The 24,978-nt window shown below is 73.4% G+C and carries 17 protein-coding genes and 1 pseudogene; 16 read left to right on the plus strand and 2 right to left on the minus strand.

Annotation, left to right across the window (positions count from 1 at the left end; translation table 11 throughout):
* The first annotated feature begins 51 nt into the window (after nucleotides 1–51).
* The 3 genes from ABEA87_RS10975 to ABEA87_RS10985 are packed head-to-tail and all read left to right on the plus strand — an operon-like array spanning nucleotide 52 to nucleotide 4,315.
* Entirely contained in the window at nucleotides 52–2,790 is a 2,739-nt protein-coding gene (locus tag ABEA87_RS10975; RefSeq protein ID WP_345628541.1) for an FtsX-like permease family protein, read from the plus strand.
* Between the two features lie 37 nt (nucleotides 2,791–2,827).
* A complete protein-coding gene (locus ABEA87_RS10980) occupies nucleotides 2,828–3,484 on the plus strand; it encodes an ABC transporter ATP-binding protein (RefSeq protein WP_345628543.1) in 657 nt (218 codons plus the stop codon).
* 24 nt (nucleotides 3,485–3,508) lie between these two features.
* Nucleotides 3,509–4,315, plus strand: a complete 807-nt coding sequence (locus ABEA87_RS10985; RefSeq protein WP_345628545.1) for an ABC transporter ATP-binding protein — start codon at nucleotides 3,509–3,511, stop codon at nucleotides 4,313–4,315.
* Here the strand turns inward: ABEA87_RS10985 and ABEA87_RS10990 are convergent.
* Both ABEA87_RS10990 and ABEA87_RS10995 read right to left on the minus strand, forming a co-directional pair.
* On the minus strand, nucleotides 4,281–4,685 hold the full coding sequence (locus ABEA87_RS10990; protein ID WP_345628547.1) for a hypothetical protein: 405 nt from the start codon (nucleotides 4,683–4,685) through the stop codon (nucleotides 4,281–4,283). The two genes, ABEA87_RS10985 and ABEA87_RS10990, sit on opposite strands and share 35 nt — an antisense overlap.
* 218 nt (nucleotides 4,686–4,903) lie before the next feature.
* The gene (locus ABEA87_RS10995; RefSeq protein WP_345628548.1) at nucleotides 4,904–7,528 is read right to left on the minus strand and encodes an MGH1-like glycoside hydrolase domain-containing protein; all 2,625 of its coding nucleotides are present in this window, start codon (nucleotides 7,526–7,528) and stop codon (nucleotides 4,904–4,906) included.
* A gap of 784 nt (nucleotides 7,529–8,312) precedes the next feature.
* On the opposite strand from ABEA87_RS10995, the gene ABEA87_RS11000 reads away from it, so the two are divergent.
* From ABEA87_RS11000 to ABEA87_RS11060, 13 genes and pseudogenes are all read left to right on the plus strand, one after another.
* On the plus strand, nucleotides 8,313–9,566 hold the full coding sequence (locus ABEA87_RS11000) for an NHL repeat-containing protein (protein ID WP_345628550.1): 1,254 nt from the start codon (nucleotides 8,313–8,315) through the stop codon (nucleotides 9,564–9,566).
* A gap of 87 nt (nucleotides 9,567–9,653) precedes the next feature.
* Nucleotides 9,654–11,576, plus strand: coding sequence for an amylo-alpha-1,6-glucosidase (locus tag ABEA87_RS11005; RefSeq protein WP_345628552.1), 1,923 nt, complete (start codon nucleotides 9,654–9,656; stop codon nucleotides 11,574–11,576).
* A 181-nt stretch (nucleotides 11,577–11,757) separates the two neighbouring features.
* On the plus strand, nucleotides 11,758–13,068 hold the full coding sequence (locus tag ABEA87_RS11010; RefSeq protein WP_345628554.1) for a glycosyltransferase family 4 protein: 1,311 nt from the start codon (nucleotides 11,758–11,760) through the stop codon (nucleotides 13,066–13,068).
* A gap of 108 nt (nucleotides 13,069–13,176) precedes the next feature.
* A complete protein-coding gene (locus tag ABEA87_RS11015) occupies nucleotides 13,177–13,770 on the plus strand; it encodes a mycothiol-dependent nitroreductase Rv2466c family protein (protein ID WP_345628556.1) in 594 nt (197 codons plus the stop codon).
* A 180-nt stretch (nucleotides 13,771–13,950) separates the two neighbouring features.
* Nucleotides 13,951–14,916, plus strand: a complete 966-nt coding sequence (locus ABEA87_RS11020; RefSeq protein ID WP_345628924.1) for an AAA family ATPase — start codon at nucleotides 13,951–13,953, stop codon at nucleotides 14,914–14,916.
* A gap of 116 nt (nucleotides 14,917–15,032) precedes the next feature.
* The gene (locus ABEA87_RS11025; RefSeq protein ID WP_345628557.1) at nucleotides 15,033–16,694 is read left to right on the plus strand and encodes a carbamoyltransferase family protein; all 1,662 of its coding nucleotides are present in this window, start codon (nucleotides 15,033–15,035) and stop codon (nucleotides 16,692–16,694) included.
* The gene (locus ABEA87_RS11030; RefSeq protein ID WP_345628559.1) at nucleotides 16,691–18,106 is read left to right on the plus strand and encodes a glycosyltransferase family 2 protein; all 1,416 of its coding nucleotides are present in this window, start codon (nucleotides 16,691–16,693) and stop codon (nucleotides 18,104–18,106) included. Before ABEA87_RS11025 ends, ABEA87_RS11030 begins: the two co-directional genes overlap by 4 nt.
* Nucleotides 18,045–19,730: an HAD-IIIA family hydrolase gene (locus tag ABEA87_RS11035; RefSeq protein ID WP_345628561.1), complete on the plus strand. Its 1,686-nt coding sequence runs from the start codon at nucleotides 18,045–18,047 to the stop codon at nucleotides 19,728–19,730. Before ABEA87_RS11030 ends, ABEA87_RS11035 begins: the two co-directional genes overlap by 62 nt.
* Entirely contained in the window at nucleotides 19,727–20,695 is a 969-nt protein-coding gene (locus ABEA87_RS11040) for a glycosyltransferase (protein ID WP_345628563.1), read from the plus strand. The genes ABEA87_RS11035 and ABEA87_RS11040 overlap by 4 nt, the downstream gene beginning before the upstream one ends.
* Entirely contained in the window at nucleotides 20,680–21,897 is a 1,218-nt protein-coding gene (locus ABEA87_RS11045) for a glycosyltransferase (protein WP_345628565.1), read from the plus strand. The genes ABEA87_RS11040 and ABEA87_RS11045 overlap by 16 nt, the downstream gene beginning before the upstream one ends.
* A pseudogene (locus ABEA87_RS11050) lies at nucleotides 21,894–22,460 on the plus strand (D-sedoheptulose-7-phosphate isomerase); the annotation flags it as partial. The gene ABEA87_RS11045 and the pseudogene ABEA87_RS11050, both read left to right, overlap by 4 nt.
* Nucleotides 22,461–22,509: 49 nt before the next feature.
* Entirely contained in the window at nucleotides 22,510–24,261 is a 1,752-nt protein-coding gene (locus ABEA87_RS11055; RefSeq protein ID WP_345628567.1) for a PfkB family carbohydrate kinase, read from the plus strand.
* Nucleotides 24,258–24,971, plus strand: coding sequence for an SDR family oxidoreductase (locus tag ABEA87_RS11060; RefSeq protein ID WP_345628569.1), 714 nt, complete (start codon nucleotides 24,258–24,260; stop codon nucleotides 24,969–24,971). Before ABEA87_RS11055 ends, ABEA87_RS11060 begins: the two co-directional genes overlap by 4 nt.
* Nucleotides 24,972–24,978 lie beyond the last annotated feature (7 nt).

A 24,978-nucleotide genomic window follows, 5' to 3' on the forward strand; every position in this document is an offset into this window, starting at 1 on the left:
GGTGGCTTGATCGCACACCGGTGGTTCCGGCCGCACAGCGACGGGGGACGAATGCGGAATTTCGGAGCGTCGCGGGGCCTGGGCCCGCTGCGAATGGCTCCCTGGTGGCGGGGGCCGGCCCTGCTACTGCGCCGCGGCGGTGTGGTAATCGCGCTGGTAGCGGCCGCGTTGGTGGCGACGCTCCCGGCGGCTGCCGCCGTGCCGTTCCTGTCCTCGTCCCGCAGCGCCACCCTGCATCATCAGATCTCGGCGGCCTGCCAGTGGTCGAGCGGCGTCACGGTGACCAGCTACCTGGTCAGCCCCGGCGACTCGAACGGCTCCCCCTCGGCCGGCCCCGGCCCGCAGGGCGTCACGGCGCTGGTCGCCCGGCGTACCGGCCTCGCGACCGCCACGGCGCGGACGGTTCCCCAGCTCGGCGGCGCCGAGACCACCCTGGTCGCGACCATCGCCGGCCCGACTCAACCGGCCGCCGGCCCGCACCCGTTCCCCGACGCCGACAACTACCCGGTCCAACTCGTGTCCCGCGACGGCTTTCAAGATCACATCCAGGTACTCCACGGGCCCCGGGGCACCGGCGCCTGGGTCTCCGACGCGTACGCCGGCACCCTCCACCTCAAGGTCGGTGACCAGCTGCACCTGTACGGCGGCGTCACGCCCGGCGGCGCCGTCAGCTCCGTCACCATGCCCGTCGCGGCCATCTACCGTGACCTGCGCCAAGAGCCCGATCAGCCGTGGTGGTGCGACCTGCTGCCGATCTACCGCGGCCCGCAGGGCAACCGGCCGACCCCAGTCGTGATCTTCACGGACCAGCCGAGCTTCCTCGACGCCCTGCCCAACCTGTTCACGAACGCGACGCACACCATCTCGTTCCCGCTGGCCAACCCCGACCTGGACGACGACCAGGCCGGGGACGCGGTGGTCGGGATCGCCCGGCTCAGGACGGCGCTGTTCGGGCCGCCCGACTCCGGGTTCAGCCCAGATCCGCCGAACCACAGCGTGGTCGGATCGCTCCTGCCCCAGTTCACCGCGCGCGCCGAGCTGGTACGCCGGTCCATGGCGCCGGCGGTGGTCCCGGTGGCCGTCGCCGGCGTGCTGGTCGGCTTGCTGATCGTCGGCGCCGCGGCGGCGTTCTGGGTGCAGCGACGCCGGCGCGAGCTGACCCTGCTGTCGGCGCATGGGGTCGGCGCGAGGGCGCTCGCCCTCAAGGCGGTGGTGGAGTCGCTGCCGGCGCTGGTCGTGGGTGCCGTCGCCGGCTGGTCGGGGGCGTGGGCGCTGGTGCGGTGGGCCGGGCCGGACCCGGTGCTGTCCGGCGAGGCCGCGCCCTGGGCCGCGCTGGGCGCCGCCGGTACGTTGCTTGCCGCGCTGCTCACGGTCGCCGTGGTGGCCGGGGTGGCCTGCCGGTCGCTGACCGACCAGGTGCGCTCCCGCCACCACCGGGTGCTCCGGGCGCTGCCGTACGAGCTGGTGCTGCTGGCCGCCACCGTGCCGGTGTGGCGGGTGCTGGGCGACCAGCGGGTGACCGGCGACCCGTCCAACGGACTGGGTACCGCGGTGCACGTGCCGGGGCGGCTACTGGTGGTACCGATCATGGTGGTCGCCGGCCTCACCACCCTGGCCGCCCGGCTGGCCGTCTGGTACTTGCGCCGGCGCGGCAGGCTGCGCAGCCCGCGCACCCCGGCGGCGTTCCTGGGCTGGCGGCGCGTAGGCCGGCAGGCGGTCATGGTGGCGGTGCTCGCCGGGGCCACCTCGGTACCGATCGCGCTGGCCACGTACGGCGCCACCGTCACCGGGTCGGTGCACGCCACCATCGCCGACGAGGCACGGCTGCACCTCGGCAGCGATGTGGTGTTCACCCTCGGCCGCCAGGTGCCCATCCCGGATTCACTGGCCGACCGGGCGACCGAGGTGCTGCGCCTGGACGGCGCGATCATCGGCGGGACCCAGACCGACCTGTTGGGGGTCGATCCGGGCACCTTCGCGAGGGCCGCCTACCTGGACAGCCGCATCGACGGCAAGTCCCTCGACGAGCTGATGCCGCCGATCCGGGCGCCCCGGACCGGTGGGCCTCAGAAGGTGGTGGCCTCGGCACTCACCCCGGCCGGGGTGCGGGAGGCCGCCTGGCGCGGCGACGCCGTACTCGGCGGCACGGTCGACGTCGTGCCGACCAGTGTGCTGCCCGCCCAGCAGGCGGGCTACCCGACCGCGCTGGTGCCCAAGGCAGCGCTGGGCGACGACGCACAGTACGCGGTCGCGCAGCTCTGGGTGCGCGGCGACCCCGTGGAGATCCAGCGGGCGGCACGGGCCGCGAACCTGCCCATCACGCAGGTCGCGGTGGCCGCCGACCGCTACGCCAACTCGCAGTGGGAGCCGCTCACCTACACCTTCGACTACCTGACCGCCCTGTCCCTGCTGACCGGCCTGGTGACCCTGGTCGGCCTGCTGCTGTACCTGGAGTCCCAGGCCCCGTCGCACCGGCGGGCCTACGTGCTGCTGCGCAGGATGGGGCTGCGCGCCCGCAGCCACCGCCGCGCGATGTTCGGCGAGCTGGCCCTGCCGCTGGTGGCCGGGCTGATCGGCGGAGTGGCCGTGTCCACGGCGCTGAGCGAGGTGCTGGGCGGGGGCTTCGACGTGGACCCCGACGTGCTGCCCAACGCCGTGGTCACGATGCCGTACCTGCCGATCGGTCTGATCGCCGCCGCGGTGGCGGTGATCACCGTTGGCGCCGCCGAGTACGCCCAGCGCCGGATCGGCCGGGCCAACCCCTCGGAGGTCCTCCGTGACACGATCTGACCGACCGCACGACCGACCTGCGGTCCGGTGCCGCGAGGTGCGGCGCACGTACCAGCTGGCCGGCTCCGAGGTGAACGCGCTGCGCGGGGTCGACCTCGACCTCGCGCCCGGCACCTTCACCGCGCTGGTCGGCCCGTCCGGCTCCGGCAAGTCGACCCTGCTGCGCCTGCTGGCGTGCGTGGACCGCCCGGACAGCGGGTCGATCATGATCGACGGGACGGAGGCGGCCACCCTGTCCCGGCGCGGCCGGCTGCGGCTGCGCCGCCGGACGCTGGGCTTCATGTTCCAGGCGCCCGCCGACAACCTGCTCGACTACCTGACCGTACGGCAGCACCTTCACCTGGCCGCGCAGCTGCGCGGGGTACCCGACGGGCGGGACCGCGAGGACGAGCTGTTGGAGCTGCTGGGACTGGCCGACCGGGCCGACCGCCTGCCGCGCCAGCTGTCCGGGGGCGAACAGCAGCGGGTAGGCATCGCGTTCGCCTCGTTCGGCTCGCCCGCGCTGCTGATGGCCGACGAGCCGACCGGCCAGCTCGACCACGGGTCGGTCGATGCCGTGCTGGACGCGTTCCTGGCCATGGCGGAGGCCGGCGTGGCGGTGGTGGCCGCGACCCACGATCCCGCGGTCGCCCGTCGCGCCCATCAGACGGTGCGGATGCGCGACGGGGTCGTCGAGGAGTACGGGAGGGGCTGAGCTGGGCATGGGAGCGGAGCAAAAATGATCAAGGCGCGCGACCTCACCCGGCGGTTCCGGCGCGGCTCCGAGACGGTCACCGCGCTCGACCGCGTCAGCCTGGACATCCACCCCGGCGAGCTGACCGTGGCCGCCGGGCCCTCCGGCTCCGGCAAGACCACGCTGCTGTCGGTCATCGGCGGGTACGAGCGGGCCGACGCCGGGTCGACGCTGGCCGACAACGGTGTGCCAGCCGTGGACGGGGCGCCGCCGTTCGAGGGGCTACCGACCGGGCGGATGGGCTGGGGCGAGCTGGGCTTCGTACCCCAGTCACTCGCCCTGATCGACGAGCTGACCGTCGCCGAGAACGTCGAGCTGCCCGCCCGCCTCAACCCCGGCGCCGCCGGTACCCCCGTCGACGCGCTGCTGGAAGGACTGGAGATCGGCCACCTGGCCGACCGGCTGCCGAGTCAGATCTCCGGCGGCGAGCAGCAGCGGGCCGCCATCGGCCGCGCGCTGCGGCTGGTGCCAGCCATCCTGATCGGCGACGAACCCACCGGGCACCAGGACCGCCGGCGGGTCGACCTGGTCCTGAGCCTGCTGCGCCAGCACGCGTACGCCGGGCACGTGGTGCTCATCTCCAGCCACGACGACGCGGTGATCTCAGCCGCCGACCGGGTGATCACCCTGGCCGACGGCCGGGTCGTCGCGGACGAACGGACCCACGGGCGACCGCGACCGAGCCGGACCGTGGCCCAGGCGAACGCCCCCGACGCCTCCCCCGCCGGCGCGACCGGTCGGGCCCGATCGGACCTCGCTACCGGACCGGCGCGCTCGCCAGATCGAAGCTGATCGCGCCGGCCGCGACCGCGGCCAGGACCAGCAGCACGATGCCCCACGCGATGAGCCGCTCCGGGGCATCGAAGCGGCCGAACGGGCGCGGACCGCGGGTCGGCTCCGCAGTGGAGGGTGGCGCCGACACGGGGTGCGGCTCGGCGGGCGGTGCCGACACGGCGTACGGGGAGGGCAGCGTCGTCGTACCGAACAGATCGGTGCCGACCGTCGACGCGGCGGAGACCGGGGCGGGCTCGGCCGCCGTCACGGGTGCCTCCGCGGCCTCGGTGGCGGGCTTCCACCAAGCTCTGAGGATGACGGTGACGGCACCGCCGATTACCAGCAGACTGCCGAGTATCGTCATCGCGCCGGCGATCCAGTTCCGCATGCTCGTCTCCCCCCAGTGACAGCAAAGGACGCGCTACAGGCTAACCGCTCGACCGGCACACCGCCGTGCGCACCGCTGCGACCTCGCACGAGGATGGCCTACGCCCCGAGGTCGTTCTCGCGATGCCGGCCAGGTCAGCGATGGCGAGCGCAGGCGGCCGACTAGACGGCCACGAACCGGCGGTCGCCATCCCCCACGACGACGCGCCGGCAGAGCCACTAGCGGCGGTTGCGCAGGATCAGGTTGGCCACCAGGGCGGTCCAACCGGTCTGGTGCGAGGCGCCCAGCCCCGCGCCGGTGTCGCCGTGGAAGTACTCGTGGAACGGGATCAGGTCGTGCCAGTCCGGATCCTCCTGGAACTTCGCGACCTGCCCGAACACCGGCCGCCGGCCGTCCGCGTCGTTCAGGAACAGCCTGACCAGCCGGTGCGACAGGTCGTCCGCGATGGCGCCGAGGGTCTGCTTCTGACCGGAGCCCGTCGGGTACTCCACCATCAGGTCGTCGCCGTAGAACCGGTAGTACCGGCGCAGCGCCTCGATGAGCAGAAAATTGACCGGGAACCAGATAGGCCCCCGCCAGTTGGAGTTGCCGCCGAACACCCCGGTCGTGGACTCACCCGGCTCGTACCCGACGCTGAACTCGGTGCCGCCGAGGCTCACCGTGTACGGCGCGTTCTCGTGCGCCTTGGACAGCGCCCGCAGCCCATACTCCGACAGGAACTCCCCCTCGTCGAGCATCCGGGACAGGATGCGCAGCAGGCGGTCCTGCCCGACCATGGACAGCAGGCGGTGCTGCTGCCCGTGGTTGATGCGCCGCCCGCCGACCACGTCGCTGTACTCCGGCCGGTTCGCCAGGAACCAGCGCAGCCGGGTGGTCAGCTCCGGCAGCCGGGACAGCGCGATGGTGCTGATCGTCGCGGTGGCGGCCAGCGGCAGCAGTCCGACGACCGAGCGCACCCGCAGCGGCACGGTCGCCCCGCCGGTCTCGCGCAGCACGTCGTAGTAGAACGAGTCCTCCTCGTCCCAGAGTCCGGCCTGCCGGGACGCCGCCGCGATGTACGCGAAGTGCTCGAAGAACTTGGGCGCCAGGTCGGCGTACGCCTCGTCCTTGTGCGCGAGCACCAGCGAGATCTCCAGCAGGTTCAGCGCGTACGAGGCCATCCACGCCGTACCGTCGCTCTGCTCCAGCGTGCCGTCCACGGGCAGGTGGCTCGACCGGTCGAACGGGCCGATGTTGTCCAGCCCCAGGAAGCCGCCCTCGAACACATTGTTACCGGTGCTGTCCTTGCGATTCACCCACCAGGTGAAGTTCATCAGCAACTTGTGCAGGACCCGCTTGAGGAAGTCGAAGTCCCCGGAGCCGTCGATCTCGAACACCTTCAGCGCCGCCCACGCGTGCACCGGCGGGTTCACGTCGTCGAATGCCCACTCGTACGCGGGAAGTTGGCCGTTCGGATGCATGTACCACTCCTGCAGGAGCAGTAGCAGCTGCTGCTTGGCGTACCCGGGGTCGACGTGCGCGATGGCCACGCAGTGGAAGGCCAGATCCCAGGCCGCGTACCAGGGGTACTCCCAGGTGTCCGGCATGGAAATGACCTCGCAGTTGGTCATGTGCCACCAGCGCTCGTTGCGCCCGTGCTGGTGGGACTGCGCCGGCGGCTCGGCGTACGGGTCGCCGCGCAGCCAGCGCGCCACGTCGTAGTGGTAGAACTGCTTGTTCCACATCAGACCGGCGACGGCCTGGCGCAGCACCAACGCCTCGTCCTTGGCCGCACCGTCCGGCGTCAACGCGCCGAAGAAGTCGTCCGCCTCCGCCCGCCGGGTGGCCATCACCTCGTCGTACCCGTCGGCCAGATCGGTCGCCGCCCCCTCCTCGACCGGGCCGTACAGGGTCAGCCGCAGCCGGAGTTCCACCGACTCGCCGGCCGGAACCGTGACCGTGTAGTGCAGCGCCGCCTTGGTGCCGGTGCCTTCCGGATTGACCGTGTCCGCGCCGTGCACGACGTGGTCGTTGATGCCGTCCTTCGGGTACGGGCTGAGGTTGGGCAGGTGCCACAGCCGCTCGGCGTTGCTCTCGTTGTCACACGCCAGCGCCGTCGGCTCGCCGGCACCGTCGAGCACCAGCCGCCCGAGCCGCTGGTGGTCGGCGACCAGCCGGGACCCGTCGGTCTTGATGATGGGCCGCTCGTCCCGGCCGGGCAGCCCCCACCGCCAGGTGTTGCGGAACCAGAGCGTAGGCAGCACGTGCAGGGTCTCCTCGTCCGGGCCCCGGTTGGCCACCCTGATCCGCACGCACAGGTCGGTCGGGCCCGCCTTGGCGTAGTCCGCGGTGATGGCCCAGTACCGGTTCTCGTCGAAGACGCCGGTGTCGATCAGCTCGTACTCGGGCTGGTCCCGGCCCCGTTCCCGGTTGACCTCGGCCAGCTTGCCGTACGGGAACTCGGCCTGCGGGTAGTGGTAGCGCCAGCTCATCCAGGAGTGGGTGGGCGTGGAGTCCACATACCACCAGTACTCCTTGGAATCCTCGCCGTGATTGCCCTCGGGCCCGGCGAGGCCGAAGATGCGCTCCTTGAGGATCGGGTCCCGACCGTTCCAGAACGACAGCGCGAACACGAACCGCTGCTGATCGTCACAGATGCCGGCGAGTCCGTCCTCGTTCCACCGGTAGACCCGGGACCGGGCGTCGTCGTGCGGGAAGTAGTCCCAGGCGGTACCCCACTCGCTGTAGTCCTCGCGCACGGTCCCCCAGGCCCGCTCGGCGACGTAGGGTCCCCACTCCCGCCACGGCTGCTCGCCCGCGTCGGCCTCGGCCAGCCTGTCGCGCTCGGCACCCGCCCCGCTCATGTCTGAATACTCCTTGATCGGTGTTACAACCCGGTAATCCGGAGCCTCGCCGCGACCTCACCACACCGAGTCGTGACCTCACCGACGCCACTACGTCATGTGACGCAGTGACGTCATCGACGCCGTAACGCCATCGGCCCGCGGCGCTCCCATTTACGGCGCTTCAGGTTATGTCGGGAATGGTGTAGCCAACCAATCACCGACCGCAGCCGCCCCCACCGGGCGGAGATCATGCCATGCGTGGTCGGGGCACGCCCTCCCAGGCCCGCAGGCCGGAGGCCGCCCCGGGCCGGCTCGGTTTGTCTGATGTTTTGCGGCATAAGTCCTATCCTTACGGCAAGGCCCCAACTGCGATGGGACACCCGTGATGCCAGTTTCCTTGCCTCGACCGCGGGTCCGGCGGGCCTTGGGGTCGATTGCCCTGGTCGGTGCGGTTCTTGCCGGGGCGCTGACCGCCGCCGCTCCCGCGTCCGCTCGGCCCGCGATATGGCCCGTCGCCCCCGCCCCGGTCGGCCCCGCCGGCCCGGCCCATCGGCCCGGTCAGGCCCGTCAGGCAGAACAGCCCGGTCAGGGCCGTCAGGCCGAACAGCCCGGTCAGGCAGGGCCGGCCGCGCCAGCGGGCCCCGCCGGTCGCCCCCGCACGACGGCCCGCTCGCTGGATCCCCGCGCGGCCGGACGGCTCGGCGCCCTGCCCGCGGCCGGGCGGCCCGGCGGCCTCGCCGGCGCACCCGACCGAACGGGCCGCCAGGGCACCCTCGACCGCGCCTTCGCCCAGCAGGGCGTCGTGGTCACCCCGCTGCCCGGACGGTCCGCCGCGGCCGGCGACGTGGCCCTGCTGACGGACGGTTCGATCATCGCGGCCGGCGGGCCGCCATCGTTTGACTCCGCCGACTTCCTGCTCGCCCGCTACACCCGCGACGGCGAATTGGACGGCGACTTCGGCGACCACGGCCTCGTCGTGACGCCCTGGGCCGCCCCGAGCGGCGGCGGAGGCGCCGCGGGCGTCGCGGTCGGCGCCAAGAACCGGATAGTGGCGGTCGGCACGGCCGGCCTCGGCCACACCGACGACATCGGGTTCGCCATCGCCCGGTACCGGTCGGACGGCTCACTGGATGCGAGTTTCGGTTCCGGCGGCCGGCTCGTCACCCAGGTCGGCCCGGCGGGCGACGCCTCGGCCACCGGCGTGCTGTTCCAGCCGGACGGGAAGATCGTGGTGGTCGGTGGCGCCCAGGACGCGGCGGGCAACGCGGACTTCGCCGCGGTCCGGTACCTGTCGGACGGTCGGCTCGACCCGGCCTTCGGCACCGCTGGCACGGCGCTCGTGGTGATCCCCGGCGGGGACGCGCTGGCCGCCGCGGTCGCCATCCAGCCGGACGGGAAGATCGTCATCGGCGGTACCGCCGTGAACGAGAACGGCCAGAACCTCTGCGTGGTACGGCTGACCGCCGGCGGCGCGCCCGACCCCGGCTTCGGCACCGGCGGCGTCGTGCTCGAACAGAACGTCCCCGGCCAGACCAAGGGCGGCGTGGGCAGCGTGGCCATCGGCCCCGGCGGGCGCATCGTCGCCGGTGGGCTCGGCCAGGCGGACCCCGACAACGGGCCGGGCTCGTTCGGGCTCATGCGGTTGCTGAGCGACGGACAGCTGGACCCGACGTTCGGCGGGGGTACCGGCAAGGTGCTCACCGACTTCGACGCCGAGTCGATCGCCGAGCGGGTGCTGGTGCGCAAGGACGGCACGATCGTGGCCGTCGGCGTGGACGGCCAGACCACGTCCAAGTTCGCGCTGGCCGGCTACCTGCCCAACGGCGACCTCGACCCGTCCTTCGGCGACGGCGGGCGCACCACGACGGCGTTCGGCACCAACTCGGGCGCCTTCGGCGCCGTGCTCCAGCCGAGCGGAAAGATCATCGCCGTTGGCGGTACCGGCAGCGCCGCGACCGCAAGCCTCGCCGTCGCCCGGTACCTCGGCCAGCCGTCCGGCAAGCCGGGCAGGATCAGCCAGCCGTCGAGCGAGCCGAGCCAGGCCGGCCAGCCGTAGCCCGCCGGGACGGCCGGCCGACGCCCCCTCGCGCGCCATCCATTAGGTTGAGGCGGGAGGGGAGGCGGCCATGGCCGTACCGAACGGATGACGTCCACGGGCATCGTCCTGGGTACCCAGGTCTGCGGCCGGCTGGACGAGGGCGCCGGCCGGGAATGGCTGCTCGCCGACGGGCTCGGCGGGTACGCCATGGGCACCGTGGCCGGCCTGCGCACGCGGCGGTACCACGGGCTGCTCGTGGTCGCCGGGGACACCCCCGGCAGCCGACACGTCGGGCTGGCCGCCCTGGACCCGGTCGTCGAGCTGCCCTCCGGGGCGCGGGTGCGGCTCGGCACCCACGAATGGAGCGACGGCGCGGTCTCCCCGGCCGGCCACATCCACCTGGAACGGTTCGACCTCGACCATGGCCTGCCGCGCTGGCGCTGGCGGGTGGGCCAGGTGGTGATCGAGCGCGAGCTGGCCATGGCGCACGGCCTCGGCCGGCTGGGCGTGGTGCACCGGCTGCTGGCCGGTGGCCCGATCCGGCTGCACCTGGAGGCCCTGTGCACCTGGCGTGACGCGCACGGGAGCCGGGAGGCGGACGGCGGGCCGCTGCCCGCCCGGCACTTCGCGGACGGCGTCGAGATCGCCGGGGCGTACCGGCTGCGCGGCCCGGACTGGCAGCCCGGCGGCGAGTGGTACCGCGGCGCGTACCTGCGCGAAGAGGCGGCGCGCGGGCTGCCGGCGCAGGAGGACCTGTGGTACGCCGGCCAGTTCGTGGCGCCGCTGACGGTCGGCCAGGCCGCGGAGCTGACCGCCGAGGTCACCACGGGACCCGCCGCCGAAGGCTCCGACGCGGCACCGCGCCGGGCCACGGCCATCGTGGCCGGTGCGCGGGAGCGGGCCGCCCGGCTGGTCTCGGGCGCCGCCGACGCGGTGGACGCCCGGCTCCGGCTGGCGGCCGACGCGTTCATCATCGCCGGGCCCGATGTCGTCGCCGGCTACCCGTGGTTCGGCGCCTGGTCCCGGGACACCATGATCTCGTACCGGGGGCTGTTCCTGGCCACCGGCCGGTTCGAGGAGGGCCGGGCGCTGCTGCGCCGGTACGCCGGCACGCTGCGCGACGGGCTGCTGGCCAACACCGCCGACACCGGGCGGCCCGAGTACAACACCGTGGACGGCACGCTCTGGTTCGTACACGCCCTGGACGAACACGTCCGGCGCGTCGGCGACACCGACCTGGCGGCGGAGCTGATCCCGGCCCTGGAGCAGATCCGGGAGGCGCACCTGGCCGGCACGGGGCTGGGCATCCGGGTGGACCCCGGCGACGGACTGCTCGGCCAGGGCCGGTCGGGGTACGCACTGACCTGGATGGATGCCCGGGTGGACGGCCTGGGGGTGACTCCGCGGATCGGCAAGCCGGTGGAGGTCAACGCGCTGTGGATCAACGCGCTGCGCGCGATGGCCGCGCTGCGGGATCGGGTGGGCGCGGACCAGTCCGTGACCGGGAGGATCCGCGCGCAGGCGGACGAGGCCGAGTCGTCGTTCCTGGCCCGGTTTCCCGCCCCGGCCGGCTGGCTCTACGACGTGGTGGACGGACCGGCGGGCGACGACCCCTCGCTGCGGCCGAACCAGCTGATCGCGTACGCGCTGCGGCACGCCCCGCTGCGGGGCCGGCGACCGCCCGCCGCCGTGGACTCGGATCTGCTCACGCCGCTGGGCCTGCGCAGCCTCGCACCCCGGGCCGGCGATTACCGGGGAGCGCACCGGGGCGGCCCGGCCGAGCGGGATCGCGCGTACCACCAGGGCACGGTGTGGCCGTGGTTGCTGGGCCCGTACGCCGACGCCCGCCGGGCGGCCGGGCTGCCGGTCGACGGGCTGCTCGACGGGCTGATCGCGCATCTGGGCGATTACGGCCTCGGTTCGGTCAGCGAGACCGCCGACGGTGACGCGCCGCACGGCGCGACGGGCTGCCCGTTCCAGGCCTGGTCGGTCGCGGAATTGCTGCGGCTGCGCGCCGGGATGGGCTGAACTCCAACCATTGACCACCGGTTCACGGGGGGTCTTAACGCAGGCGAAATGCCGCCGTCTTCACCGGTACACCGACAGTGGTGAGTATGAGTGTTGTCCCCTCGACCGCGTCCCCGCGCCCATTTGGGCGCTGGTCGCGCATGCCGAGGGTGGGGTGGGACACGGCGCGCGAGGAGGGGCCATGACACAACCGGGTGGTATGCGGAGCGAGACTCTGGCCAAACGGTCCCGGATCCTCATGCTGTCCTGGGAGTACCCGCCGGTCATGGTCGGTGGTCTGGGTCGGCACGTGCACGCGCTGGCCACCTCGCTGGTCGAGGCGGGGCATCAGGTGACGGTGGTCACCCGGCATTCGCCCGAGGCGCCGTTGGAGGAGATCCGCGAGGGGGTCCGGGTGGTACGGGCACCGGAGGATCCACCGGCCTTCCCGCTGTCCACCGAGACCCTGCTGGCCTGGACGATGGCGTTCAACCACTCGCTGACCCGGGCGGCGTTGCACGCGGTGGCCACTGAGGCCTATGACGTGGTGCATGCCCACGACTGGTTGGTCACGCACACCGCGGTCACCATGCGCGACCACCTCGGTGTCCCGCTGGTCGCGACGATCCACGCCACCGAGGCGGGCCGGCATCAGGGCTGGCTGCCGGAGGAGATGAACAAGACCATCCACACGGTGGAGTGGTGGCTCGGTCACGAGGCGAGCCGGGTGATCGCCTGCTCGCAGTACATGCGGTGGGAGATCGGCCGGTTGCTGGAGTTGCCGGCCGATCGGATCGAGGTCATTCCCAACGGGGTCGACGCGCCGATCTGGTCGGCCGAGCCGCACGCGGTGGCGGCCGCGCGGGCCCGGTTCGCCGCGGACGGGCCGCTGATCGGTTTCGCCGGGCGGTTGGTCTATGAAAAGGGTGTGCAGCACCTGGTGCACGCGCTGCCCGAGTTGACCTATCGGCACCCGGGGTTGCGGGTCGTGATCGCTGGGGATGGTCCGCACAAGGGTGAGTTGCAGTCCGAGATTCACCGGCTGCGGTTGGATGAGCGGGTCAATTTCGCGGGCTTCGTCGGGCAGGATCTGCCGGCCACGTTCGCGGCCAGCGACGCGGTCGTGGTGCCCAGCATTTATGAGCCGTTCGGCATGGTGGCGTTGGAGGCGGCGGCGGCCGGTGCGCCGTTGGCGGTGTCGAGCACCGGCGGCCTGGCCGAGATCGTGCAGTCGGGCGTGACCGGGGTGACGTTCCCGGCGAAGGACCCGGGCGCGTTGGCCGCCGCGGTGGCCGCGTTGCTGGCCGATGCGCCGGCCGCACGGCGGATGGCCGACCAGGCGCGGGCGATGGTGTTGGCGCGGTACGGCTGGACGGCCATCGCGCAGCGCACGGCCGCGGCGTACGCGGATGTGGTGGCGAACACCCCGGAGAACCAGGCGCGGGCCAAGCTGGCGGCCGGCCGGCCGCGAATAGTGGTACCGGAGGGCAATCTGCTCGCCGTGGACCATTAGCCGCACCATCGGCCGCACACCGCGTCCGTTCTTCGGCGGCCGGTTGGCGGGTGTGGCCGGCGCGTCTGGTTGTATGTGGGCCATGACGAAGCTGAGCGAGGCGCGCGGATGACCGCCGACGTCACCTTCTGGTTCGATCCGATCTGCCCGTTCACCTGGCGGACCTCGCGCTGGGTCAAGGAGGTCACCCAGAAGCGCAACCTGGTGGTGAGCTGGCGCCTGATGAGCCTGGCCACGCTGAACGCCGGCAAGGACGTGCCCGAGGAGTACCGCGAACCGATGGCCCGCGGCGCTCGGGCGTCCCGCCTGATCGTCGCTGCCGGGCAGCGTTCCGGCGAGCCGGCGGTGGAGCGGCTCTACACCGAGATCGGCACCCGGGTTCACTGGGACGGGCGGGAGTTGTCCACCGAGCTGCTCCAGGAGTCGCTGGAGGCGGCCGGGCTGCCGGCCGAACTGCTCGAGGTGGTCGACGACCCGTCGCTGGACCAGGCGATCCGGGACAGCCACGCGGAGGGCCAGACCCGGGTCGGTACCGAGTCGGGCAGCCCGATCATCGCCATCGGCGAGGGCCCGGGCTTCTTCGGGCCGGTGGTCTCCCCGGTGCCCGAGGGCGAGGCGGCGGAGAAGCTGTTCGACGCGGTGCGCCTGCTCGCGGCGGTACCGGAGTTCAGCGAACTCAAGCGCTCCCGCAACCCGTTCTGACCGCCCGGCCACGAACGACTGCGGATATTCAATTTGCCCGCGCCGGCTTTCACGTTCAGTGATCCGGCGACCACTACCAGTATTGACTAAGCGGCTTCAAACGGAGCCGACCTTGCTATACTGACGAGATTAACTAGCCGGCCAAGTCAAATGAAATCGCTACCGCAGAGGGCTTCAGGAATGGTCAATCCTCGCTCAATAGTTGTCAACGGCGATCTAGGTAGCGGAAAGACCACGATTTCCGTGGAGGTTGCCAGGCGTCTGGATCTGCGCAGAGTCAGCGTCGGCGACCTGTACCGGGAAATGGCCCAGGGCCGAGGGATGACGGCGTTGCAGCTGAATCTGCACGCCGAACTGGACGACACGGTGGACGGATTCGTCGACCAGCTCCAGCGGGAGATCGCGGCCTCGGGCGAGCAACTCGTCGTGGACAGCCGGCTGGCCTGGTTCTTCTTTGCCGACGCCTTCAAGGTGCACCTCATCACGGAGCCCACGACCGCCGCGCGCCGGGTGCTGTCCAGACCCTCCAGCGAGGTCGAGGCGTACTCGTCGCTCGACGAGGCCAAGGAGAAGCTGCGCGACCGCAGCGAGAGCGAGCGCGACCGCTTCATCGCGCGCTACGGCGTCGACAAGAGCCGGCTGCGCAACTACGACCTGGTCTGCGACACCACCCGGGCGAATCCGAACGAACTCGTGGAATTAATTGTCGCCGCATTTGAGGGATCTATCGGCAACGAGATTCTGTCGAATTTCCCCCCGCTCCTCCTGCTCGATCCGTCGCGCATCTATCCGACCGACGACTGCGGCAGCCTGCGCGTTGAAAACGAATCCGAACTGGTGGAGAGCATCCGGGAACTGGGCCCGCAATCGCTCGAACCAATCACGATCGGATACGCGGATTCGGTGTTCTACGTCATCGATGGGCATCGCAGGCTCAGCGCGGCCATCCGAGGCGGTCTCCCCCTGATCCAGGCCCGGCTGCTGGCGGAGGAGAACGAGCTGGTCGGCGGTGGCCAGACGGCGCGGGAGTACTTCGAGTCCTCGGTGGACGCCAACAAGATCTACAACTGGGAAGAGGCCCACAAGGTCGAGCTGCCGCTCCCCCGCCACACCAGGCGGTCCGCGGAGAACACCTCCCAGCCCTGACGCTCGTCTCCCGAGGTTCATCCCGAGCAGATCGGGCGGTACGAGCTAGCTGGGCCGGGCGGGCGGTCTGCCCGCCGATCGGGTTTGCCGGCCCGGTCCGGGGTATTCGCGCCGGCATGCGGGTTCTGGGGATCAATGCCGTCTTCCACGATCCCGCCGCCGCGCTGGTCGTGGACGGGCAGGTCGTGGCGGCGGCCGAGGAGGAGCGGTTCAGCCGGCGTAAGCACGGCAAGCGGCCGGTTCCGTTCTCCGCCTGGGAGCTGCCCGAGCGGGCCGCCCGCTGGTGCCTGGACGCGGCCGGCCTGCGCCCGGACGAGCTGGACGCGGTCGGGTACTCCTTCGATCCCAGCCTGTGCCTGCCGGCCGACCGGCTCGGCCTGTCCGACCCCTGGGACTGGCTGCGCCAGGAGTACGCCGCCCGAGCGCCCCAGTTCCTGGCCACCGCGCTACCCGGGCTGGACCCGGCGCTGGTCAGGTTCGTACCGCACCACGCCGCCCACGCGGCCTCGGCCGCCCTGGCCGCCCCGGCCGAGTACGGGCAGGGCGACTGCGCGGTACTGGTGCTGGACGGGCGGGGCGAACGGGCCAGCCACCTCGCCGGCCGGTACGAGAAGGGCCAGCTCACCCCGCTTTTCAGCCAATCCCTGCCGCACTCGCTCGGCCTGCTCTACGAGCAGCTGACCGAGCACCTGGGCTTCCTGCGGTCCAGCGACGAGTACAAGGTGATGGCGCTGGCCTCGTACGGCACGCCCCGGTTCCTCGGTGCCCTGCGCGAGGCGGTGACGGTCACCGGTACCGGCGGCTTCACCGCCGCGCGGGTCGACCTCGCGGCGCTGGCCGGGACTCGGCGGCCGGACGGGCCGATCCGCGCGGAGCACGCGGACCTGGCGGCGAGCGTGCAGGCCCGGCTGGAAGAGGTGGTCATCGACCTGGCCCGGTGGCTGCACGACGCGGCCGGCGGCCCGGCCGCCCTGGTGCTGGCCGGCGGGGTGGCGCTCAACTGCGTCGCCAACGCGCGGCTCGCCGGTACCGGGCCGTTCCGCGCGGTCTGGGTGCAGCCGGCGGCGGGCGACGCCGGTACCGCGCTGGGCGCCGCGCTGCACCTGTCGAGCCTGGACGGCAAGCCGATCGCGCCGATGCCGGGCGCCGATCTGGGACGCGGGTACTCCGACGAGCAGATCGAGGCGGAGCTGCGCCGGGCCCGGGTCCGCTACCAGCGCCCCGCGTCGGTGGCCGCCGAGGCGGCCCGGGTGCTGGCCGCCAACGGAGTGGTCGCCTGGTTCCAGGGCCGGGCCGAGTACGGGCCCCGGGCGCTGGGCCACCGGTCGCTGCTGGCCCACCCGGGCCACGCCGGAAACACCGAGCGGCTCAACGAGGTCAAGGGGCGCGAACAGTTCCGGCCGGTGGCCCCGATGGTGCTGGCCGGCCGGGCCGGGGAGCTGTTCGACGGCGTGCTGCCCAGCCCGTACATGCTGTTCACCCACCGGGTACGGGACGGCTGGCGGGACCGGATACCGGCGGTGGTGCACGTGGACGGCACGGCCCGGATCCAGACCGTCGATCCGGCCGCCGAGCCGCTGGTCGCCGAGCTGCTGACCCGTTTCGAGGCGGCCACCGGCCTGCCGGTGGTGGTGAACACCTCGCTGAACACCGCCGGCCGCCCGATGGTGGACACCCCCGCCGAGGCGCTGGAACTGTTCGGCGCGGCGCCCGTCGACCTGCTGGCGATCGGGCCGTTCACGGTGGCCCGCGACCCGCTCGACCCGGCGTCGCAGTGAGCCGCGACCGCGGGAACGACGGCGGGCTGAGCATCGTCATCCCCACCCTCGGGCGCGGCAGCCTCGACCCGCTGGTACGGCGGCTGGAACGGCAGGTGGACACCGCCGGGGTTCCGGTCGAACTGCTGGTCGTACCCGACTCCGACCGGGCCGGCCCGGCGCGGGCCCGCAACCGGGGATGGGCGGCGGCCCGGCACGACTGGGTGGCGTTCCTCGACGACGACGTGCTGCCCGCGCCCGACTGGCTGGCGGCGCTGGTCCGCGACCTGGATCAGCCGCCGGAGGTCGGTGGCGTGCAGGGCGTGCTGAGCGTGCCGCGCTCGGGGCGCCCGGACGACTGGGAGCGCAACACCGCCGGGCTGGCCCGGGCCGCGTGGGCCACGGCCGACATGGCGTACCGGCGGGCCGCCCTCGCCTCGGTCGGCGGGTTCGACGAGCGGTTCCCCCGGGCGTACCGGGAGGACGCCGACCTGGCGCACCGGGTGCGCCGGCGGGGATGGCGGCTGGTGGTCGGCGAGCGGCGGACGGTGCATCCGGTCCGGCCGGCCGGCCGCTGGGTCAGCCTCGGCGCGCAGCGCGGCAACGCGGACGACGCGCTGCTGCGCCGGCTGTACGGGCCGGATTGGCACGAGCGGCTGGACGCCCCGGCCGGACGCCGGCACCGGCACGCGGCGGTGGTCGCCGCCGGCCTGACCTGCGCGGCCCTGGCGTCCACCGCGCTGGCGTCCACCGCCCTGGCGTCCACCGCGCTGGCCCGCGTTCGACGATCCGGCCCGGCCCCGATCAGCCCTGCCCCAACAAGCCCCGCCCCGACGAGCCGGGCCCTGACGAGCCGGGCCCTGACGAGCGCGGCGCTGACGAGCCAGGCCCTGAGGGGCGCCGCGCTGGCCGGCGCGGCGTGGCTGGGCGGCACCGCGGAGTTCGCCGCGGCCCGGGCCCGGCAGGCGCCCGGTTCCGACCCCGCGGCGTTGCTGCTCACCAGCGTCCTGATCCCGCCCCTCGCGGTCGGCCACTGGCTGGTCGGGTGGGTGCGCCACCGGGGCGCCCGGCCGTGGCCGGACGCCGCCGACCCGCCGAAGCGCCCGGGGCCCGTCCCGCCGAGGACCCGCGACGCCACCTCTTCCCCGGGGCGGCCGGTCGGAGACGGACGCCGCCCCGCCGGGGACCACGGCGGCGCGGACCACCGCGGCGCGGACCGGGGCCGCGGCGGCACCCGGCCGGCACCGGAAACACCGCCTCTGACCTGCGGTGATACCCCGGCGGAAGGGCCGGAGGGTACCTCCATCGCTTCTCCTGCTTCTTCTCCTTCGAGAAGCGTTTATCGAGGAACACCTCGGGAATCGGCCTCTCATGTCCGTATCAGTGCAGCTAGGCCGGCATGGAGGTCGGTTCGACGCGGCGCTGTTGGATAGGGACGGGACGCTGGTGCGTGACGTCCCCTACAACGGTGACCCCGATCGAGTGGAGCCGATGCCGGGTGCCGCCGAGGCGTTGGCCCGGCTGCGCGCCCGCGGGCTGCGCCTCGGGGTGGTCAGCAACCAGTCCGGCATCGGCCGGGGGCACATCGACGAGGCCGCCGTGGCGCGGGTCAACGCGCGCATCGACGAACTGCTCGGGCCGTTCGACACCTGGCAGGTCTGCCCGCACACCCAGCGCGACCGGTGCCGCTGCCGCAAGCCGGCGCCCGGCCTGATCGAGCGGGCGGCGCGGGCGCTGGGCACCACCCCGCAGCGCTGCGTGATGATCGGCGACATCGGCGCGGACGTGGACGCGGCGACCGCGGCCGGCGCGACCGGGCTGCTGGTGCCGACCGAGGCGACCCGGGCGGCCGAGGTGGCGCAGGCTCCGGCGGTGGTGGGCAGCCTGGGCGACGCGGTGGACTGGATCCTGGCCCGGGAGTCTCTGCTGCACCCGCCGGTACCGGCCGCGCCGGCCGGCGGCAACGTGCTGGCGGTGCGCGCGGACTCGGCCGGGGACGTATTGATCTGCGGCCCGGCGATCCGGGCGCTGGCCGCCCGGGCGACCCGGGTCACCTTGCTGTGCGGGCCGCGCGGGCGGGCCGCCGCTCAGCTGCTGCCCGGCGTTGACGAGATCATCGAATGGCCCATGCCGTGGATCGACTCCGGCGCCGGGCCGGTCGATCCGGAGTCGGTCGCCGCGCTGCTCGCCGAGGTGAACGCGGGCGGCATCGACGAGGCGGTCATCTTCACGTCGTACCACCAGTCGGCCCTCCCGCTGGCGCTGCTACTGCGGATGGCCGGGGTGGCACGGATCTCGGCGATCAGCGACGACTACGCCGGCGGCCTGCTGGACGTGCGGCACCGGGTGCCGCCGGGCGTACCGGAGCCGGAGCGCGCGCTCTCGCTCGCCGCGGCGGCCGGGTACCCGCTGCCGGACGGCGCGGACAGCGGCCTGCGCGTCAACGTGGACGCCCGCGGGCGCACCCACCCGGACCCGGACCGCGACGAGGATCCGGGCGACGACATCGACAACTCCGGCAGCGGCAGCGGTGGCGGCGGCAGCGGGGACGGCACGGCCCGGCCCAAGTCCGGTTACGTGCTGGTGCATCCGGGCGCCAGCGTCCCGGCCCGGGCCTGCCCGCCCGAGCGCTGCGCCGCGATCGTCGCCGCGCTGACCGCGGCGGGGCGGGACGTGGTGGTCACCGGCGGGCCCGACGAGCGGGAACTGACCGAGTTCGTGGCCGGCGATGTCGCGCACAACCAGGGCGGGGACACGGATCTGGCCGGGCTGGCCCGGCTCATCGCCGGCGCCGACGCGCTGGTGTCCGGCAACACCGGCCCGGCGCACCTGGCCGCCGCCGTCGGCACCCCGGTGGTGAGCCTGTTCGCCCCGACCGTCCCGTTTGGACAGTGGGGGCCGTACCAGGTGCCCACGGTACGGCTCGGCGAGCAGTTGGCGGCGTGCCGCGACAGCCGCGCGGTGCAGTGCCCGGTGGCCGGGCACCCATGCCTGAGCCGGATCGATCCGGCCGACGTGGTGGCAGCGGTCGACGCGCTGGTCGGAGGTACCCGGTGAGGGTACTGCTCTGGCACGTCCACGGATCGTGGACCACCGCATTCGTGCAGGGCAAGCACACCTACTTCGTACCGACCACGCCGGATCGGGGGCCGTGGGGACGCGGCCGGGCCGACACGTACCCCTGGCCGGACACGGTCGTCGAGGTGAGCCCGGAGCAGATGTCCACATTGGACGTCGATGTGGTGGTACTGCAGCGACCGGAGGAGTGGGATCTGGCGCAGCGGTGGCTGAACCGCCGGCTGTGCCGCGACGTGCCGGCCGTGTTCGTCGAACACAACACGCCGCGCGGGGACGTGCCCAACACCCGGCATCCGATGGCCGACCGGGATGGGCTGACCCTCGCGCACGTCACCCACTTCAACGCGCTGATGTGGGATGGCGGCGGCACCCGACAGACCGTGATCGAGCACGGTATCCCGGACCCCGGCCACCAGTACACCGGCGAGCTGGAGCGCTTCGGTGTGGCCATCAACGAGCCGGTACGCCGCTGGCGGGTCACCGGCACCGACCTGCTGCCCCGGTTCGCGGCGGTGGCCCCGCTGGACGTGTACGGCATCGGTACCGCGTCGCTCGCCGAGCAGGCACCCGAGACGGTCACCGCGTACGACGACCCACCGCAGGCGTGGATGCACACTCAGCTGGCCCAGCGCCGGGTCTACCTGCACCCGATGCGGTGGACCTCGCTGGGCCTGTCCCTGCTGGAGGCGATGAGCCTGGGCATGCCGGTGGTGGTCCTGGCCACCACGGAGGCGGTCGAGGCGGTGCCACCGGATGCCGGCGTGCTGTCCACCAACATCGACGTGCTGGTCGACGCCGCACGCTGGCTGCTGGAAGAGCCAGCGGACGCCAGACGCCTGGGCGATCGTGCCCGGACGGTGGCACAGGCCAGGTACGGCCTGGACCGGTTCCTGTCCGACTGGGACCGACTGCTGATGGAGGTGAGTCCTTGCGCATCGCAATGATCTCCGAGCATGCCAGCCCGCTCGCGGCGATCGGCGGAGTCGACGCCGGCGGGCAGAACCTGCACGTGGCCGAGCTGTCCGCCGCGCTGGCCGCGGCAGGGCACGACGTGCGGGTCTACACCCGCCGGGACGGCGTCGACCAGTCCGAGGCGGTGCGCGCGGGCGCCGGGTTCACCGTCGTACACGTGCCGGCCGGTCCGGCCCGGCGGCTGTCAAAGGACGAGCTGCTGCCGTACATGGGTGAGTTCGGGCAGTGGCTGGCGCACCAGTGGGCGACCGGGCCGTGGGCGCCGGACCTGGTGCACGCGCACTTCTGGATGAGCGGACTGGCCGCGCTGACCGCGCGGGCCAGGTTCTCGGTGCCGGTGGTGCAGACCTACCACGCGCTGGGCGTGGTCAAGCGCCGGTACCAGGGCGCCCTGGACACCAGCCCGGCGCAGCGGATCAGCTACGAACGGATCCTCGGCAAGCAGGTGGACCAGGTCATCGCGCAGTGCTCGGACGAGCTGGCCGAACTGGTGGCCCTGGGGGTACCCCGGCGCTCGATCCGGCTGATCCCCTCCGGCGTGGACGCCACCCGGTTCACCCCGAACGGCCCCTCCGCGCTGCCGCGCCGCGCCGGACGCATCCTGTCCGTGGGGCGGCTGGTGGAGCGCAAGGGGTACGCCGACCTGATCGAGGCCATGCGACTGCTGCCCGACGCCGAGGCGGTGATCGTCGGCGGCCCGCCGGCCAGCCAGCTGGACGACGACCCGGTGGCCACGCACCTGCGCCAGCTCGCGGCCGACAACGGGGTGGCCGACCGGGTCCGGCTCACCGGCGCGGTGGCCCGCGAGGAGATGCCGGAGTGGTACCGCAGCGCCGACCTGGTGGCCTGCCCGGCCTGGTACGAACCGTTCGGGCTCACCCCCCTGGAGGCGATGGCCTGCGGGGTACCGGTCGTCGCGTACGCGGTCGGCGGGCTCGTGGACACGGTGGTCGACTCGGTCACCGGGTACCTGGTGCCGCCACGCGACCATCGCGCCCTGGCCAAGACCCTGCGCGAACTGCTGGCCGATCCGGTGCGGCGGCTGGAGTTCGGGGCGGCGGCGGTCGACCGGGCGGCGGAGTGCTACTCCTGGTCGCGCACGGCGGAGCAGCTCGTCGCCGTGTATCAGCAGCTCGCCCGGGTCGAGGAGCCGGTCGAGGCGGTGGCCAGATGAACCTCGAACACGTCGACGCGCTGCGCGACGCGCTGGACGAGTTCCGTGGCGAGGCGCCCCGGCTGGCGGACTGGGCCGCGCAGCTGGCCTGGACCCTGCCGCGCGGTGGCCGGCTGCTGGCCGCCGGCAACGGTGGCAGCGCGGCACAGGCGCAGCACCTGGTCTGCGAGCTGGTCGGCAAGCTGGACGCGGACCGGGCACCGATGTCCGGCATCGCGCTGTGCGCCGAGACCAACGGACTGACCGCGATCGCCAACGACTACGGGTACGAACAGGTCTTCGCCAGGCAGGTGCGTGCACACGCACGAAATGGGGACGTGGTGGTGCTGCTGTCCACGAGCGGGCGCAGCCGCAACGTGCTGGCCGCCGCGGACGAGGCCCGGGAACTGGGGCTGGCGGTCTGGGGGCTGACCGGCGCCCTGCCCAACCCGCTGGCCGCGCGCTGCACGGAGGTGCTCGCGGTGCCCAGCACGGACACCCAGGTGGTGCAGGAGTTGCATCTGGTGGCGGTACACCTGCTGTGCGGGTACCTGGACGCGCTGCTGGAGGCGCCGCTGGTCGCCGAGGTGGCATCGTGAGGCCCGGACGCCTCCGGCCCGCCGGAGCGACGCCGTGACCAGGCCCATCGTCGTGGTCGGCGACGCGCTGCTCGACCGCGACGTGATGGGCCACGTGGAGCGGATCTGCCCGGACGCCCCGGCGCCGGTCTTCGAGGAGTCGCACGCGTTCGACCGGCCCGGCGGCGCCGCGCTCGCCGCCGCGCTGATCGCCGAGTACGGCCGGCCGGTCAGGCTGATCACCGCCATCGGTGACGACCCGGCCGGCGCGCGCCTGCGGGAACTGCTGGCCAACGCCGGGGTCGAGGTCGTCGCCCTGCCGTACCGGGGGGACACGCCGGAGAAGATCAGGCTGTGTGCCGGGCGCCAGGTGCTGATGCGGATGGACCGGGGCTCGCCCGGCGAGCCGTTCGACCCGGACGGCGGGCTGGAGTCCGCGCTGGCCGACGCCGGCGCGGTACTGGTCAGCGACTACGGGCGTGGGGTCAGCCGGCTCGCCTCGGTGCGCGCGGCGGTGGCCGCGATCGTGGGCAGGTGCCCGGTCGTCTGGGACCCGCATCCGCGCGGCCCCGCGCCGGTGCCCGGGGTACGGCTGGTCACACCCAACGAGTCCGAGGTGCTGGCCACGGTGGGCAACTCCGCACCCGTGGCACAGCCCGCCCCCGCGCACGTCGCCGTGGAGGGCGGCCCGGCGGCCGTCGCCGTGGAGGGCGCCATGGCCGGCCCCGAGGCCGCGGCCGGCTCGGCTGGTAATGGTGCCACCGGAAATGGTCTGACCATCAAGAGCCCGACGGTCAACGGTTCGGGCGGCGGCGGGCGGCACCGGGCCGACGACGGGTCGGCCACCTCATCGCCCGGCACCGTCTGGGACGGCACGGCGCGGGACGGCGCGACGTGGGATGGCGGGGCGTGGGACGGGTCGGTGTCCGACGGGCCGTCGGGTGGACAGTCCGGCCACCGCTTCACGGCGCTGGCGCAGGCCGCGAACCGGGCCCGGGAACGCTGGCGGGTCCGGGCGGTCACCGTCACCCTCGGCGCGGACGGGGCGCTGCTGGCGCACGGCGGGGCCACGCCGATGGTGGTACCGGCGCCGGTACGCGCCGACTGCGACTCGTGCGGGGCCGGCGACCGGTTCGCCGGTGCGGCCGCCGCGGCGCTGGCCGACGGTGCCCTGCTGTCCGAGGCGGTACAGAGCGCGGTCGCCGATGCGGCGACGTTCGTGGCGGCCGGGGCCGCCCGCGGGTACGCCCGCCGCAGCAGCGGGGCCGCTCCGGCGCCCACCGAGGTGAACGTGGACGCCGCGCTCGCCATGGCGGCCGCGACCCGGGGCGCGGGCGGCACGGTGGTGGCCACCGGAGGCTGCTTCGACCTGCTGCACGCCGGCCACGTGGCGACCCTTGAGGCGGCCCGCGCGCTGGGCGACTGCCTGATCGTGTGCCTCAACTCCGACCGCAGCGTGCGCGGGCTCAAGGGGCCGGACCGGCCGCTGGTGGCACAGCATGACCGGGCCCGGCTGGTCGCCGCGCTCGGCTGCGTCGACGTGGTGGCCATCTTCGACGAGCTGACCCCGGAGCCGCTGCTGGCCCGGCTGCGCCCAGATGTGTGGGTCAAGGGCGGCGACTACTTCCTCGACGACCCGGACGACCGGCCGGTGCTGCCCGAGGCGGAGCTGATCCGCAGCTGGGGCGGGCAGAGCGTGGTCGTGCCGTACCTGGCGAACCACTCCACCAGCGGACTGATCCGCAGCGCTCGGGATCGGCTGACGCCCCCGCCGGCCGAGCCGCGCAGGGAAGGAGAAGAGCGATGAACAGTCCTACCAACGCCGGTCAGGCACTGGCCGGCCAGCGGGTACTGGTGACCGGCGGTGCCAGCGGGCTGGGTGCCGCGCTGGTCGACGCGGTACGCGACGCGGGCGGCAAGCCGTACGTGCTCGACGTCCGCGAGCCGGCCGACGGCGTACCGGCGGTGGCCGTCGACCTGTCCGACACCAGGGCCGCCGAGCGGGCCGCCGTCGAACTGGCCGAGCACGCCGGCGGCCTGGACGCGGTGGTCACCGCGGCCGGCATCGACCTGCCCGGGCGGCTGGCCGACGTGCCGGGACCGGACTGGGAGCGGGTCGTCCAGGTGGATCTGCTGGCCCCGGCCGCGGTCATCCGGGCCTGCCTGCCCTACCTGCTGGCCACCCACGGGCACGTGGTGACCGTGGCCTCCACGCTCGGGTTGCGCGCGCTGTCCGACGCCACCGCCTACTGCGCGGCAAAGTTCGGCATGGTCGGCTTCACCCGGTCGCTGGCCGTCGAGCTGGCCGGCCGGGTTGGCGTCACCCTGCTGGTACCGGGCGGGATGCGCACCGGGTTCTTCGACGGGCGCACCGAGCAGTACAAGCCGGGGCCGGACGCGGTGCTCAACGATCCCGCCAACGTGGCCCGGGCGGCGCTGTTCGCGCTGTCCCAACCGGCCGGCTGTGCGGTACGGGAGCTGGTGATCACGCCAGACGTCGAACCCTCGTACCCGTGAGATCGTC

Source organism: Rugosimonospora acidiphila, assembly GCF_039543385.1.
Taxonomy (GTDB): domain Bacteria; phylum Actinomycetota; class Actinomycetes; order Mycobacteriales; family Micromonosporaceae; genus Rugosimonospora; species Rugosimonospora acidiphila.

What these genes read in the sequence shown, in the direction of transcription:
- ABEA87_RS11060 (WP_345628569.1), top strand. Translation starts at nt 24,258, where the DNA reads ATGAACAGTCCTACCAACGCCGGTCAGGCACTGGCCGGCCAGCGGGTA.
- ABEA87_RS10975 (WP_345628541.1), top strand. Translation starts at nt 52, where the DNA reads ATGCGGAATTTCGGAGCGTCGCGGGGCCTGGGCCCGCTGCGAATGGCT.
- ABEA87_RS11035 (WP_345628561.1), top strand. Translation starts at nt 18,045, where the DNA reads ATGTCCGTATCAGTGCAGCTAGGCCGGCATGGAGGTCGGTTCGACGCG.
- ABEA87_RS11025 (WP_345628557.1), top strand. Translation starts at nt 15,033, where the DNA reads ATGCGGGTTCTGGGGATCAATGCCGTCTTCCACGATCCCGCCGCCGCG.
- ABEA87_RS10985 (WP_345628545.1), top strand. Translation starts at nt 3,509, where the DNA reads ATGATCAAGGCGCGCGACCTCACCCGGCGGTTCCGGCGCGGCTCCGAG.
- ABEA87_RS11015 (WP_345628556.1), top strand. Translation starts at nt 13,177, where the DNA reads ATGACCGCCGACGTCACCTTCTGGTTCGATCCGATCTGCCCGTTCACC.
- ABEA87_RS11005 (WP_345628552.1), top strand. Translation starts at nt 9,654, where the DNA reads ATGACGTCCACGGGCATCGTCCTGGGTACCCAGGTCTGCGGCCGGCTG.
- ABEA87_RS11020 (WP_345628924.1), top strand. Translation starts at nt 13,951, where the DNA reads ATGGTCAATCCTCGCTCAATAGTTGTCAACGGCGATCTAGGTAGCGGA.
- ABEA87_RS10990 (WP_345628547.1), bottom strand. Translation starts at nt 4,685, where the DNA reads ATGCGGAACTGGATCGCCGGCGCGATGACGATACTCGGCAGTCTGCTG.
- ABEA87_RS11010 (WP_345628554.1), top strand. Translation starts at nt 11,758, where the DNA reads ATGACACAACCGGGTGGTATGCGGAGCGAGACTCTGGCCAAACGGTCC.
- ABEA87_RS10995 (WP_345628548.1), bottom strand. Translation starts at nt 7,528, where the DNA reads ATGAGCGGGGCGGGTGCCGAGCGCGACAGGCTGGCCGAGGCCGACGCG.